The organism is Staphylococcus sp. 191 (assembly GCF_011174885.1).
Classification (GTDB): domain Bacteria; phylum Bacillota; class Bacilli; order Staphylococcales; family Staphylococcaceae; genus Staphylococcus; species Staphylococcus coagulans.
The window spans coordinates 84,923-99,365 of the sequence record NZ_PNRJ01000005.1 but is presented as its reverse complement, the minus strand read 5'-3'; the positions used below and the strand labels follow the sequence as shown (position 1 = coordinate 99,365).

12 protein-coding genes are annotated in these 14,443 nt (G+C 36.5%); 8 read left to right on the top strand and 4 right to left on the bottom strand.

What is annotated here, in order from left to right; translation table 11 throughout:
• Positions 1–302 precede the first annotated feature (302 nt).
• The gene (locus C1H58_RS05530; RefSeq protein WP_050330684.1) at positions 303–806 is read right to left on the bottom strand and encodes a universal stress protein; all 504 of its coding nucleotides are present in this window, start codon (positions 804–806) and stop codon (positions 303–305) included.
• Positions 807–951: 145 nt separating this feature from the next.
• Here C1H58_RS05530 and ald point away from each other — a divergent pair, with 145 nt between their 5' ends.
• Positions 952–2,076, top strand: a complete 1,125-nt coding sequence (gene ald, locus C1H58_RS05525; protein ID WP_165545585.1) for an alanine dehydrogenase — start codon at positions 952–954, stop codon at positions 2,074–2,076.
• Between the two features lie 122 nt (positions 2,077–2,198).
• Here the strand turns inward: ald and C1H58_RS05520 are convergent, their stop codons facing one another.
• Entirely contained in the window at positions 2,199–2,849 is a 651-nt protein-coding gene (locus tag C1H58_RS05520) for a copper homeostasis protein CutC (protein WP_165545584.1), read from the bottom strand.
• On the bottom strand, positions 2,846–3,901 hold the full coding sequence (locus C1H58_RS05515; protein WP_165545583.1) for a M24 family metallopeptidase: 1,056 nt from the start codon (positions 3,899–3,901) through the stop codon (positions 2,846–2,848). The genes C1H58_RS05520 and C1H58_RS05515 overlap by 4 nt, the downstream gene beginning before the upstream one ends.
• 218 nt (positions 3,902–4,119) lie before the next feature.
• Between C1H58_RS05515 and C1H58_RS05510 the strand changes: the two genes are divergently transcribed.
• Complete coding sequence (locus tag C1H58_RS05510; RefSeq protein WP_050330688.1) at positions 4,120–4,809, top strand: metal-dependent hydrolase; 690 nt, start codon at positions 4,120–4,122, stop codon at positions 4,807–4,809.
• 152 nt (positions 4,810–4,961) lie between these two features.
• On the opposite strand, the gene C1H58_RS05505 is transcribed toward C1H58_RS05510, so the two are convergent.
• Positions 4,962–5,375 carry a universal stress protein gene (locus tag C1H58_RS05505; protein ID WP_165545582.1) on the bottom strand — a complete coding sequence of 138 codons (414 nt, stop codon included), beginning with the start codon at positions 5,373–5,375 and terminating at the stop codon, positions 4,962–4,964.
• A 320-nt stretch (positions 5,376–5,695) separates the two neighbouring features.
• Between C1H58_RS05505 and C1H58_RS05500 the strand changes: the two genes are divergently transcribed.
• The 6 genes from C1H58_RS05500 (at position 5,696) to C1H58_RS05475 (ending at position 14,367) form a co-directional block, all read left to right on the top strand.
• Positions 5,696–6,991, top strand: a complete 1,296-nt coding sequence (locus tag C1H58_RS05500; RefSeq protein WP_060829778.1) for a DRTGG domain-containing protein — start codon at positions 5,696–5,698, stop codon at positions 6,989–6,991.
• Between the two features lie 9 nt (positions 6,992–7,000).
• Positions 7,001–7,936 carry a DHH family phosphoesterase gene (locus tag C1H58_RS05495; RefSeq protein ID WP_060830511.1) on the top strand — a complete coding sequence of 312 codons (936 nt, stop codon included), beginning with the start codon at positions 7,001–7,003 and terminating at the stop codon, positions 7,934–7,936.
• A 15-nt stretch (positions 7,937–7,951) separates the two neighbouring features.
• Complete coding sequence (locus tag C1H58_RS05490) at positions 7,952–11,140, top strand: DNA polymerase III subunit alpha (protein ID WP_165545581.1); 3,189 nt, start codon at positions 7,952–7,954, stop codon at positions 11,138–11,140.
• Positions 11,141–11,285: 145 nt separating this feature from the next.
• Positions 11,286–12,524 carry an NADP-dependent malic enzyme gene (gene ystJ, locus C1H58_RS05485; RefSeq protein ID WP_165545580.1) on the top strand — a complete coding sequence of 413 codons (1,239 nt, stop codon included), beginning with the start codon at positions 11,286–11,288 and terminating at the stop codon, positions 12,522–12,524.
• A 38-nt stretch (positions 12,525–12,562) separates the two neighbouring features.
• A complete protein-coding gene (gene accD, locus C1H58_RS05480; protein ID WP_050330693.1) occupies positions 12,563–13,423 on the top strand; it encodes an acetyl-CoA carboxylase, carboxyltransferase subunit beta in 861 nt (286 codons plus the stop codon).
• Positions 13,423–14,367, top strand: coding sequence for an acetyl-CoA carboxylase carboxyltransferase subunit alpha (locus C1H58_RS05475; RefSeq protein WP_165545579.1), 945 nt, complete (start codon positions 13,423–13,425; stop codon positions 14,365–14,367). Before accD ends, C1H58_RS05475 begins: the two co-directional genes overlap by 1 nt.
• The last annotated feature ends 76 nt before the right edge of the window (positions 14,368–14,443 follow it).

The following is a 14,443-nucleotide window of genomic DNA, read 5'->3' as shown; positions in this document are numbered from 1 at the left end:
ACATCGTATAAGCGACTTAAGTTATAAAAAATTCAAACTATGAAATAATATAAAAGGATGGCGTAAGGGTTTGTGAAACGTGTTTAGTCACGCGAGTCATCTGACTGAGGTAGAACTGAAATCAAAACGATTTTAGCTCTGCCTCTTTTTTGTTTTAGGGGGGAGGGGCGAAGAGGTTTTTGTATGCATTTAATTATTAAAATAAAACAGTGAGCGACTATTAATTAATTCGCCCACTGCATAAAAGATGTGCTCTAAAAAAATGACATCTTTAAATATAATTCACTTTATTAAGATTAGGTTTAAATGCTAAAGTCTTTTAAAAATTCTTCAGTCGCAACTTTAGGTTCAAAGTTTTCTGGGATTTGTTCAGTACGAACGACAAGTACGTCACAAGTTGCATGGCGAACAATCGCTTCAGATACTGAGCCGACGATAAAACGTTCAACAGCATTAAGTCCTGAAGTCCCACACATGACTAAGTCTACGCCTGATTCGTCTTCACTTGCTAACTTAGGAATGATTGATTTTGGAGATCCGAATTCTAAACGTGTTTCAACATTATGAACCCCTTCATCTTCGGCAACTTGACGGTAGCCGTCCAGTAATTTTTCAGCAAATGATTTTGATTTTTCAGTAAAATGCGAATCATATACTTCAAATGATGTGTACGTTCTAGAATCAATGACATTCACTACTGTTAACTTAGCATCGTTACGTTTTGCAACGGCAAGTGCTTTATTGAACGCCCATTCTGCTTCATGAGAACCATCAACAGCAATCAAAATATTTTTGTAAATAAACATAGCGAAAACCCCTTTCTTATTTCACTTTTATTATATCATAAAATTTTGAAAATGAATTGGATTTTAAATGTATTGATTTTACAAAAATTTAATGATTGCGCTTACATAATGTATGCGTTATCATGAATTTGGAGGTGTAAGGAGTATGAGAATTGGAATTCCAAGAGAAATTAAAAATAATGAAAATCGTGTAGGTTTATCACCAAGTGGTGTTCATGCGTTAGTAGAGGCAGGACATGAAGTCCTTGTAGAAACACATGCTGGTGAGGGGTCTTATTTCGAGGATAATGACTACGTTGAAGCGGGGGCTGAAATTAGCGATAGTCAATCACAAGTTTGGGACGTGGATATGATCATAAAAGTAAAGGAACCATTATCAGAGGAGTATGCTTATTTTAAAGAAGGTCTCATTCTGTTTACTTATCTTCATTTAGCAAATGAACCAGAATTAACTCAAGCACTCATCGATAAAAAAGTGGTAGCCATTGCATATGAAACAGTGCAACTAGCTGATCGAACATTACCACTTCTTACGCCAATGAGTGAAGTGGCAGGACGGATGTCGACTCAAATTGGGGCACAATTTTTACAACGCTTTAATGGTGGCATGGGTATTCTATTAGGGGGTATCCCTGGTGTTCAAAAAGGTAAGGTAACAATTATTGGTGGGGGCCAAGCTGGGACTAATGCTGCACGCATCGCATTAGGCCTTGGCGCAGACGTCACAATTTTAGACGTGAATCCAAAACGTTTGCAAGAGGTTGAAGATTTATTTGATGGTCGTGTTCAAACCATCATGTCGAATCCATTAAACATCGAGGCACATGTCATCGAAAGTGACTTAGTCATTGGTGCTGTTTTAATTCCAGGGGCAAAAGCACCTAAGTTAGTTACTGAAGCGATGATTAAAAAGATGAAGCCTGGCTCTGTTGTTGTTGACATTGCCATCGATCAAGGTGGTATTTTTGAAACGACAGATCGTATTACAACGCATGATAACCCAACATATATCAAACATGATGTTGTCCATTATGCTGTCGCAAATATGCCAGGTGCAGTACCGCGTACATCGACAATTGGCTTAAATAACGCGACATTACCTTATGCGTTGCAGCTTGCGAATAAAGGCTATCAACGTGCACTCATAGAAAATGAACCACTCTCACACGGATTGAACGTTTTTGCCGGACAAATTACAAATAAAGCTGTTGCTGATGCATTTAATTACACTTATACGTCTGTAAGCGATGCATTAAAAGAGACAGTATAATATTTGAAAAAGAGAGAAGCGGAACAGTGATTTAACCGATGCTGTTCCGCTCCTTATTTATATGAATCTTTCCGCTTAGTTTTTTCGTATTATGATTTATCTGCTTTAACGGATTACTGCTCTCATGGTGTTTCGAAATCTGCATTTACAATTGCGCTACCGTGTACTTCTTGGAATGGAAACAGCTCTAAAAGGTGGGGTAAATTTTGAGAGTTGAGACCACCACCAGGCATAATCTCTATTCTTCCTTTTGATTGTGTTACAAATTTTGCAATGCGCGGCAAATTATCAAACAAATCAGTTTCAGGTCGTCCGCCATGAGTCAGTAATCTTTGTACACCAAGGTCTATTAGTTCTTGTAATGCTTTCGTTTGGCCTGCTGGATAAATATAATCAAAAGCCATGTGACAGACAGTAGGGATTGGATGCGCAAGTGAGATGAGTGTTTTCATTTGAAATGTATTTAAAGTTTGATCGGAGGTTAAACAACCGAAAACAAAGGCGTCGATTGAAAGTGACTTCAACAGTTGAATATCTGCTTGCATCGCTTCAAATTCATACCAATTGTAACAAAAGTCACCACCTCTTGGTCGAATCATAACCACTAGTTCTGCACCATAAAGTCGACACATTTCACTTGCAATTTTAACCATACCATAACTTGGTGTTGTTCCTAACTGTGCCATGTTATCACAAAGCTCAATTCGATGTGCACCCGCTTTTAACTTCGCCTCTACTTCACGCAACGACGATGCGACAGCTTCCTTTATCATTTTGGATAATTCGATAAGCGGACATAACCATGTTCAGTAACGAGAATATCATCTTCAATTCTAACGCCAGCAACGCCAGGAACATAAATGCCTGGTTCAATTGTTAAAACCATGCCTGCTTCTAATAAATGATCGTTTGTATGAGAGATGTCTTGATACTCATGTGCTTCAAGACCTAAACCATGTCCAAGACGATGCGGGAAGTATTCACCAAATCCTGCATTTTCAATTATTCCACGTGCTTTGCGATCAAGGTCGCTAATTTTAACTCCGGGTTGAATCAGTTCGATTGCTTCTGTCTCAGCTTGTAATACAATTTGATAGATTTCTTGAGCTTTTTGATCTGGGTTGCCAAATGGAATCGTGCGAGTAATATCACTGCAATAATGTTTGTAAATGACACCTAAATCGAATAACACGTATTCATCAATTTTTAGTTTTCTGTCACCAGGGGTACCATGTGGGGCAGCAGCATGATCACCAAAAAGAACCATAGTATCAAAACTCATTTCTGATACACCGTAACGTTTAATCTCGTTTTCGATATGATTGACAACTTCCCTTTCAGTTACGCCTACTTTTAAAAAGGCTTTACCAATTTCCATACATTTGTCAGCTAATTGCGCAGCTTCTGCTAATGCTTTAATTTCACTATCTGTTTTAACATTCCGTAATTGCTTGATTGTTTGATCAATTGGCGCAAATGTTTTTGTCCCAAACGCCTTTTTCAAAGCATGATATCTTTGAACTGTTAAATGACTTTCTTCTATCAATAATTTGTCATAATGATTTTGGTGCTTGTCGAATGGATTTTCAGTATCTAAATAACCAATAATTTGACCTTCAAAAGGTGAATTTTTAACTTCTTCCACTTCGAGTTGTGGACAGAACAAAATAGGTTCACCATCTTTTCTAACAAGCAGTGCAAATAAGCGTTCATGTGGATCTGATTTATATCCTGTAAAATAGAAAATGTTGATGGGATGTGAAATCCATGCGGCATCCGCTTCATTTTCTTTTAATGCTTGTACGAGTTGATCTAATTTTGACATAAAAGCGCCTCCTTATATCTTTTCTTCTATTTTATTCTAGCTCCTCAAAGAATGCAAAATAGAGGGTATCGTTTTTTCACTTATGGATTAAAGCAGGTGAAGGTAAGACAAAAAAATAAACGAGGGAGAATAATAAAATTTAGATTTCAAAGGATTAACTTGTTAATATAGAGGTATAGCAATAAAGAGGCAAAGATGGTTAAAAGGAGGATACAAACATGAAGTTATCATTTCATGGTCAATCAACAGTTTATTTTGAAGCGAATGGGAAATCAGGTATTATAGATCCTTTTATTACAGGTAATGACTTATCAGATTTAAGTGTCGAAGATTTAAAAGTGGACTATATTGTACTCACACATGGGCATGAAGATCATTTTGGTGACACGGTTGAACTTGCTAATCGTAATCATGCCACTGTTATCGGTAGTGCTGAAGTAGCTAATTATCTATCTACGGCAAAAGGTATTGAAAATGTACATCCAATGAATATTGGTGGAAAATGGGAGTTTGATTTTGGTGTTTTAAAATTTGTACAAGCTTTTCATAGTTCAAGTCTAACGAATGATGAAGGTATTCCAATCTATTTAGGTATGCCAATGGGTGTGATTTTAGAATTAGATGGAAAAACGATATATCATGCAGGTGATACAGGGTTATTCAGTGATATGAAATTAATTGCTGAACGCCATCCGGTTGATGTTTGTTTCGTACCTATTGGAGATAATTTTACAATGGGAATTGAAGATGCAAGTTATGCAATCAATCATTTAATTAAACCGAAACTCACGGTACCGATTCACTACAATACATTCCCATTAATTGAACAAGATCCGGTTAAATTTAAGGAAGCGGTTTATGAAGGTCGAGTTCAAATTTTAAAACCAGGTGAAGCAGTCGAATTTTAATCAAAAAAGACAAGGAATTTGAGAGTAGAATCACTTTTGATTTCTATTGCTCATATCCTTGTCTTTTTGTTTGTAAATGGTAACACAGAGTGGTTAAAGTCATGAGGTGTTTATCCTTCTTGTAAAGTTACTACAATTGCATTCACATACGATTATTTAACAATCAGGACTGGGATTTTAGCACGCTTTGCCACTTTATGGCTGACACTGCCTAGTACGAATTTTTGAGCCGCTTCTGCTTTGCGATTGCTGAGCACAACAATGTCATATTGACCACTATTCGCGTATATCACGATTTTTTCTTTTGGATTGCCACGTTCAATCACTTCTTCATAATGAATACCATGTTCTTCTAGTGTTTCTCGTGTAGGTGCCATTTGCGTATGGCGAATATGTTTGAGCTCATCGATATGCGTCCCCATTTTCACTGAGGCTTGGGCATCTTGTTCTGCGATGATATTGAGCATTGTTACAGTTGTCGTCTCACCTGAAAGTTTCACAACTTCTTGCAATGCTTTTGTGTTTTTTAAATCTGTGTCAACTGCGAGTAAAATATTTTTATGCATCTCTATCATCCTCCTTATATCTAGTCTATACAAAATTAAAATGAAATGCCATCTTTTATAAGTATAAATATGCACGAAGATTACTTCGCAATACGATTTGAAAAACGTTATAATATACAAGTAATCAAAAATGTATGAATAAAATTAAAAGATAAAGACGAAAAGTAAAAAACAAACACACTTTCGTTTTGGTTTCAGATGACATATGAAGAATCAAATTTTGGCTTTATATTCAGGAGATGTCTAAACCGGTTGAATCTTTTTATATTGCCGTGACAAATGTAGTAGTATATTAAAATTAATCAAATTGAGGGAGACACATGACAAAGCATGAGCAAATTATTAAACATATAGAATCGTTATCAGTGGGCCAAAAGATATCCGTACGCAAAATTGCAAAAGACTTAGATGTCTCAGAAGGAACGGCGTATCGTGCCATTAAAGATGCAAATCAACGTGGTTTGGTTGCAACGATTGACCGTGTTGGGACAGTGAGAATAGAGAAAAAAACAAGAGCAAAAGTAGATCATTTGACGTTTAGAGAAATTGCCAAAATTGTGGATGGCCATTTGATTGCTGGCAGAGGTGGTCAATTTAACTCATTAACAAAATTTGCGATTGGTGCAATGGAAGTAGATAATGTCGTAAATTATGTATCGAAAAACACTTTGCTCATTGTCGGAAACCGTCTCGATGTACAAAAAGCAGCACTTGAAAAGGGTAGTGCAATACTCATTACAGGTGGTTTTGATACGACAGATGAAATTAAAACGATGGCGAATGATCAAAATCTGCCTATTATTTCGTCAAATTATGATACTTTTATGGTAGCTAATATAATTAATAGAGCAATGTATAATCAAATGATAAAGAAAGAAATTATGGTTGTTGAGGACATTGTGATTCCAATTGAAGAAACATCCTATTTATATGATGAAATGACTGTTGCCGATGTAGGGAAAAAATCTCACGAGTCTTCACACTCACGTTTTCCAGTAGTGGATCGCTATGAAAAATTAGCAGGACTCATTACAAGTAAGGATATTATTGGTAAAAATCCTGAAGAAAAATTACATAGAGTCATGAAAAAGCCAGCGATTAGTGTACAATTAAATACTACAGTTGCAAGTTGTGCACATTTAATGATTTGGGAGGGAATAGAATTGCTGCCCGTTATTAATGCACAAAAGCGATTAATAGGTGTCATTTCAAGGGAAGATGTCTTGAAAGCGATGCAAATTGTTGGACGGCAACCACAAGTGGGTGAAACAATAAACGATCAAGTTGCGAAACATATCGAAATTAGAAACCACCAAATTGTAGTAGAAATTACCCCTCAATTAACCAATCAATTTGGAACTTTAAGTAAATCTGTCACAGTGGCGATTATTGAAGAAACAATTAAGTCAGTTATGCGAAAACATAAAAAATTAGAGGTTATGATTGAAAGTTTAAACATTTTTTATATACGTACAGTACAGATTGAAAGCGAAGTCGAAGTGCTCTATACCATTTTAGACATGGGAAGAAATTTTGCTAAAGTTGAAGTATCAATGGAAAGCGCAAAACAACCTGTAGCTAAAGCTTTAATTATGTGTCAACTACTAGACCATTAGGGAGTGATAATTATGAAATTAATAGAAGAAATTCAAAATAAAATTCAGACATTTGATACCATTATTATTCATCGCCATGTGAGACCTGATCCAGATGCTATGGGATCTCAAATGGGATTAAAATATTATTTGAAAGCAAAATATCCTGGAAAATCGGTTTTTGCAGTGGGACAAGTAGAGCCTTCACTTGAGTTTATGAGCGATTTAGACCAAGTTGATAGTGAACAATATCAAGATGCACTTGTTATTGTATGTGATACCGCAAATGCACCACGTATTGATGATGCTCGGTACAGTCAAGGCCAGGCGCTTATCAAAATCGATCATCATCCACCGGTAGATGATTATGGTGACATTAATTATGTCGATGTCAATGCTTCGTCTACGAGCGAAATTATTTTTGATATCATTCGACAATTTGGAGACATTGAAATTTTAAATAAAGCCATCGCATCATCGTTATATCTTGGAATTGTTGGAGACACGGGGCGCTTTTTCTTCAGTAATACTTCACCTAAAACGATGGAAATTGCAAGTAAACTTTTAAAATATGATATTGGTCATGATCAATTACTCAACCAATTGGGTGAAAAAGAACCACGCTTAATGCCATTCCATGGTTACGTGCTCCAAAATTTTGAATTAGATGAAAAAGGCTTTTGTAAAGTTAAAATCACGGCTGATGTATTAGAAAAATACCAAATCCAACCGAATGAAGCATCACTCTATGTCAATGCTGTTGCAGATCTAAAAGGATTAAAAATATGGGTGTTTGCAGTTGATGAAGGTAAAGAAATACGTTGTCGCATCCGTTCTAAACAAATAACGATTAATGATGTCGCTGCACACTTTGGTGGCGGGGGACACCCCAACGCAGCAGGTGCTTCTGTACATTCTTGGGATGAATTTGAAACGCTTGCCACTGAATTAAAAAATAAATTGTAAAAGAAGGTGTCTACGATGGTTGCCCATTTAAATATTCATACTTCATATGAGCTTTTAAATTCAAGTATAACAATTAAAGGGGCAATTGCGCGTGCGATTGACATAGGCTACTCAGCTATAGCGATTACAGATTTAAACGTCATGTATGGTGTGCCTCAATTTTATGACGAGTGTACTAAAAATGGCATTAAACCATTGCTAGGGATGACGATTTATATAACAGACCAGCTGAACGTTTTAGAAGTGGTCCTCATCGCTAAAAATAACGAAGGTTTGAAAAATCTTTTTCAATTGTCAACAGATATTCAAGTCAATCAACGGGAACAAGTATCAATTTACGATATTCAAGCTTATCTACAACATAATGTTGTTATTTTTAAAAATATGACTGAGCAAACGTTGCATTGGTTAGACGAAATGCCTATAGAAAGTTCATATTATGTGGATCACCATTCTGTTGTAGACCGTTCTATACCTCAGGTTTATTTGGAAAGTGCGTATTATTTGAAAGCCGAAGATAAAGAAACATTAAAAGTCTTAAATGCCATTCGTGACAACACAAAGGTGAATTTTATAGACAATGAAGACGGACCATCACGTCATATGTTTACTATAAATGAATTGAGTGAAGCAGAAAACGATGCACAATATGTGAAATCTACTGATGAGGTCGCAGATTTATGTGAAGCAAAACTTGAGTATCATCAAGCGTTGCTCCCAGAGTTTCAAACTCCTGATGGTAGCTCTGCTGATTATTATTTATGGCGTGTATTGGAACAGTCATTACAAAATAAGGATTTATCAAAACCGAATTATATGGAACGGTTAAAATATGAATATCAAGTTATCACTAAAATGGGTTATGCCGATTATTTTCTCATAGTGAGTGACTTAATCCGCTATGCCAAATCAAATGGTGTCATGGTAGGTCCGGGTCGGGGTTCATCAGCAGGGTCTTTGGTCAGTTATTTGCTCAATATTACGACCATTGACCCCTTGAAGTATGACTTGCTTTTTGAGCGCTTTCTTAACCCTGATCGTGTCACAATGCCAGATATTGATATCGACTTTGAAGATACACAAAGAGAAAAAGTCATCCAATATGTACAAAACAAATATGGTGATTATCGTGTGGCAGGTATTGTCACCTTCGGGCATTTGCTTGCCAAAGCAGTGGCAAGAGATGTGGGGCGAGTGATGGGATTTGATGAAGCAACATTGAGCGAAGCATCTAAGCTTATTCCCAGTAAATTAGGTGTGACCCTCGATGAAGCTTATGCACAAGAGAATTTTAAAGCATTTGTGCATCGAAATCATAGAAATGAACGTTGGTTCGAATTTTGTAAAAAACTTGAAGGTTTACCTCGAAACACATCTACGCATGCAGCGGGTGTTATTGTCAATGATCAGCCATTATACGAATCCATTCCACTTACTGAAGGTGACACAGGGCTTTTAACCCAATGGACGATGACTGAGGCTGAAAGAATCGGTTTATTAAAAATTGATTTCTTAGGATTACGTAATCTCACAATCATTCATCAAATCATCAAACAGATTAAACATGATATGAAAACTGACTTAAATATTGAGGAAATTCCTTTTGATGACAAGGAAGTATTTCGTCTTCTCTCAAGAGGCGATACGACAGGTATTTTCCAATTAGAGTCAGACGGGGTCCGCCGTGTGTTGCAAAAACTACAGCCAGAGCATTTTGAGGATATAGTAGCTGTGACCTCTTTATACCGGCCTGGACCGATGGAAGAAATTCCAACATATATTCGGCGACGTCATGATTCTTCTCAAGTTCAATATTTACATCCAGATTTAGAGCCGATTCTAAAAAGGACTTACGGCGTGATTATATATCAAGAGCAGATTATGCAAATTGCGAGTCAATTTGCAGGTTTTTCATATGGTGAAGCTGATATTTTAAGACGTGCAATGAGCAAAAAGAATAGAGAAGTATTAGAAAATGAACGCCAGCATTTTATGGATGGTGCGATGAAGAAAGGATATGCCAATGCGTTGAGCAGTCAAATTTTTGATTTAATATTGAAATTTGCTGATTACGGTTTTCCTAGAGCCCATGCCGTTAGTTATTCAAAAATCGCTTATATCATGACTTATTTGAAAGTACACTATCCAACTTATTTTTATGCCAACATATTGAGTAATGTCATTGGAAACGAAGCAAAGACACAATTAATGATTCAAGAAGCTAAACAACAGCAGATTAAAATTCATGGTCCGCATATTAACTGGAGTCAATGGCGCTATGTAGCCACACAAAAAGGTGTCTATATCTCATTAGGTGCTATAAAAGGGATTGGATATCAAAGTGTACAAGCTATTGTTTCAGAGCGCATCGAGCATGGGCCTTTTAAAGACTTTTTTGATTTTTGTGTTCGCATTCCTAATCGGATACGTACGCGACGATTACTCGAAGCACTTATTTTAACTGGGGCTTTAGATTGTTTCGACAAGAATAGAGCGACGCTATTACAGTCAATAGATAAAGTGACCGATTCTAACAGTGATATTGATCAAAGTTTTGTAGATACGTTTGCGACTATCAAACGAGATTACCTAGAAACGGAAGAAATGCCAGAACAACAGTTAAGTGACTATGAAAAGCAATATCTTGGCTTTTACGTGTCGATGCATCCAGTGGAGAAACAATTTGTGAAAAAGCAATATCTAGGAATTTACCAATTAAATAGCAAATTAATCAATCAACCTATTTTAGTAACAATGGATGCGATTCGTGTTATTCGAACAAAGAAAGGACAACAAATGGCCTTTGTTGAGTTGAATGATGGTGAACACACCGTAGATGGTGTCATCTTTCCAAAAGTATTTCAAAGTTTCGCGCAACTTATACAAGAAAATGCTTATTACATTGTTTGGGGTAAATTTGAAAAAAGAAATGAAAAGATGCAAATGGTAATTCAAAAGATAAGTCCGCTTGAAAAATATGTAGAGGAAAAGATGAAAGCAGTGAAGCGAATCGTGATTAGAGAAAAAGTACCGGAAGATATACAAAATCAACTGTTTTCAACACAATCGAAAGCTACAGTGCCCGTCTACTTTTACAACGAATCATCGAATCAATTTCAACCTATAGGTCATATTGAAAAGAACTCTGAGCAACTGACCCAGTTATTAAAAGCGATTGAACCACAACATATTCGTTTGTTATAATGGTATATAATTTTGTAGGGTACCCTCTATGTACTCCGTGGCAGAAGGTCACTTTGACATGTTTTTAGAATGTGCTATATTATAATGGCGATAAAATAAGGACTTATTCATAAAATAATGAATTTATAATTGGAGATGATGGTGAATGTCTTTAAGAGACGATGCATTGCATATGCATAAAGAAAATCAAGGTAAACTAGCTGTTTGTCCAAAGGTTAAAGTAACAAATAAAGAAGAACTTAGTTTGGCCTATTCACCTGGGGTAGCTGAACCCTGTAAAGATATTCATGAACGACCAAGCCGTGTCTATGATTACACAATGAAAAGTAATACTGTAGCTGTCATTTCAGATGGGACAGCTGTTCTAGGATTAGGAAACATTGGCGCCGAAGCTAGTATCCCTGTTATGGAAGGTAAGGCTGTGTTATTTAAAAGTTTTGCTGGTGTTGATGCAATTCCGTTATCTCTATCAACGAATGATACAGAAGAAATTATCCGTACCGTTAAACTTTTAGAACCTAATTTTGGTGGCGTCAATTTAGAAGACATTTCTGCACCGCGTTGTTTTGAAATCGAAGCACGTTTGAAAAAAGAAACAAAAATCCCTGTTTTTCATGATGATCAACATGGAACAGCAATCGTAACTGTTGCTGGGCTTATTAATGCGCTTAGAATTGTAAACAAAGACTTAGCTGACATTAAAGTGATTTTAAATGGTGCAGGCGCAGCAGGTATTGCTATTGTTAAATTATTATATTCCTATGGTGTTCGAAATATGATTATGTGCGACTCAAAGGGTGCTATTTTCGAAGGTAGATCATATGGTATGAACCCTACTAAAGAAACTGTTGCGAAATGGACAAATAAAGACAAGCAAGAAGGTCAATTAGAAGACGTCATTAAAGACTCAGATGTCTTCATTGGTGTATCAGTTGCAGATGCGCTTTCAGAAGACATGGTGAAATCAATGAATGAAGATGCTATTATTTTTGCGATGGCTAATCCAAATCCAGAAATCACACCAGATAAAGCTAAAAATGCAGGGGCTAAAGTCATCGGTACAGGCCGTTCTGATTTTCCAAATCAAATCAATAACGTACTCGCTTTTCCAGGGATATTCCGCGGTGCGTTAGATGTTCGCGCAACACATATCAATGAAGATATGAAACAAGCTGCTGTTGAAGCGATTGCAAATTTAATAACAGATGAAGAAAGAAATGCAGATTATGTGATTCCTGGACCATTCGATTATCGTGTAGCACCTTCAGTTGCAAGAGAAGTTGCACGCGCTGCAATGGAATCAGGTGTCGCTAGAATCGAAGTTGATCCAGAAGCGGTATACGAAAAAACGTTATCACTTACTGATTTAAAAAAGTCAAAATAAGCTGATTGGTAGCCAATGGTTATGTGGAGGTAATAGAGATGTTCAAAGATTTTTTTAATCGTAATTCTAAAAAGAAGAAATATGTTACGGTTCAAGATTCAAAACAGAATGAAGTTCCAGAAGGCATCATGACAAAATGTCCTAACTGCAAAAAGATTATGTATACAAAAGAGCTAACTGAAAACTTAAATGTTTGTTTTAATTGTGATCATCATATACAACTTTCTGCATATGATCGAATCGATGCCATTGCGGATGAAGGGACTTTTGAAGAATTTGATAAGGGGATGACCTCTGCAAATCCATTAAACTTTCCTGGCTATGAAGAAAAACTTGAAAAAGACCAAGAAAAAACAGGATTAAATGAAGCAATTGTAACAGGCACTGCTGAACTTAATGGGAATAAATTTGGAGTAGGTGTCATGGACCCAAGATTCAGAATGGGGAGTATGGGTTCAGTTGTCGGGGAAAAAATTTGTCGTATTGTTGACCATTGTACCGAAGAACGTTTGCCGTTTGTTTTATTCACGGCTTCTGGCGGTGCTCGCATGCAAGAAGGTATTATTTCTTTGATGCAAATGGCTAAAACGAGTGTATCTTTAGAAAAGCACTCAAATGCTGGCTTATTATTTATTTCTTATATGACACATCCAACAACTGGTGGGGTTTCTGCAAGTTTCGCTTCTATTGGAGATATCAATCTAGCTGAGCCAAAAGCTCTGATTGGCTTTGCAGGTCGACGCGTGATTGAACAAACGATTAACGAAAAACTACCTGATGATTTTCAAACTGCTGAATTTTTATTGGAACATGGCCAATTGGACAAGGTTGTACACCGTAGCGAAATGAAAAAAACACTTGCTACATTATTTGATATGCATCGTGAGGTGAAAAAGTAATGCTTGATTTTGAAAAACCAATTCAAGATATTATGAACAAAATTGAATCTTTACAGGAGACTCAGGCAAAAAATGATGTTGATTTGTCTGATGAAATTGAGATTCTTGAAGCAGCATTACAAACAGAAAAAGAAAAAATTTATACATCTTTGAAACCTTGGGATCGTGTACAAATAGCAAGATTACCTGAGAGACCCACTGTTTTGGACTATATTCCATTTATATTTGATGATTTCATTGAATTACACGGTGATCGAAATTTCAGAGATGATCCGGCGATTATCGGTGGATTAGCTTATTTAGATGGCCGTCCAGTAACAGTAATTGGACATCAACGCGGGAAAGATACGAAAGATAATATTTATCGTAACTTCGGTATGGCTCATCCAGAAGGCTATCGTAAGGCTTTAAGGTTGATGAAAGAAGCGGAAAAGTTCAACCGTCCGATTTTTACATTTATCGATACGAAAGGTGCTTATCCAGGTAAAGCTGCCGAAGAACGCGGTCAAAGTGAATCCATCGCACGTAATCTGGTCGATATGGCGGGCCTCACTGTTCCTGTGATTTCTATTGTTATAGGAGAAGGAGGAAGTGGTGGTGCACTTGGTCTAGGTGTGAGTAACCGATTATTAATGTTAGAAAATAGTACATACTCTGTCATATCTCCTGAAGGTGCAGCTGGCATTTTATGGAAAGATAGTGCTTTAGCGAAAATTGCGGCGGAAACTATGAAAATTACGGCCTATGATTTATTAGAGCTTAATATAATTGATGAAGTGGTCAAAGAACCACTTGGTGGTGCACATCACGATGCGGAAGCTTTAGGTAAAAGCATTAAAGAAAAATTCACGCGCCATTTAAAGTCGTTTGAAAATATGACGCCTGAAGCGATTAAAGAGAATCGTTTCGAGAAGTTCCGAAATATTGGATCTTTTGTAGAATAAAATCTATCGTTTATTTTGAATTTAAAGTATACAGATAATGTGAAGTTTGTATAACGATAATTATTGTATCATTGTA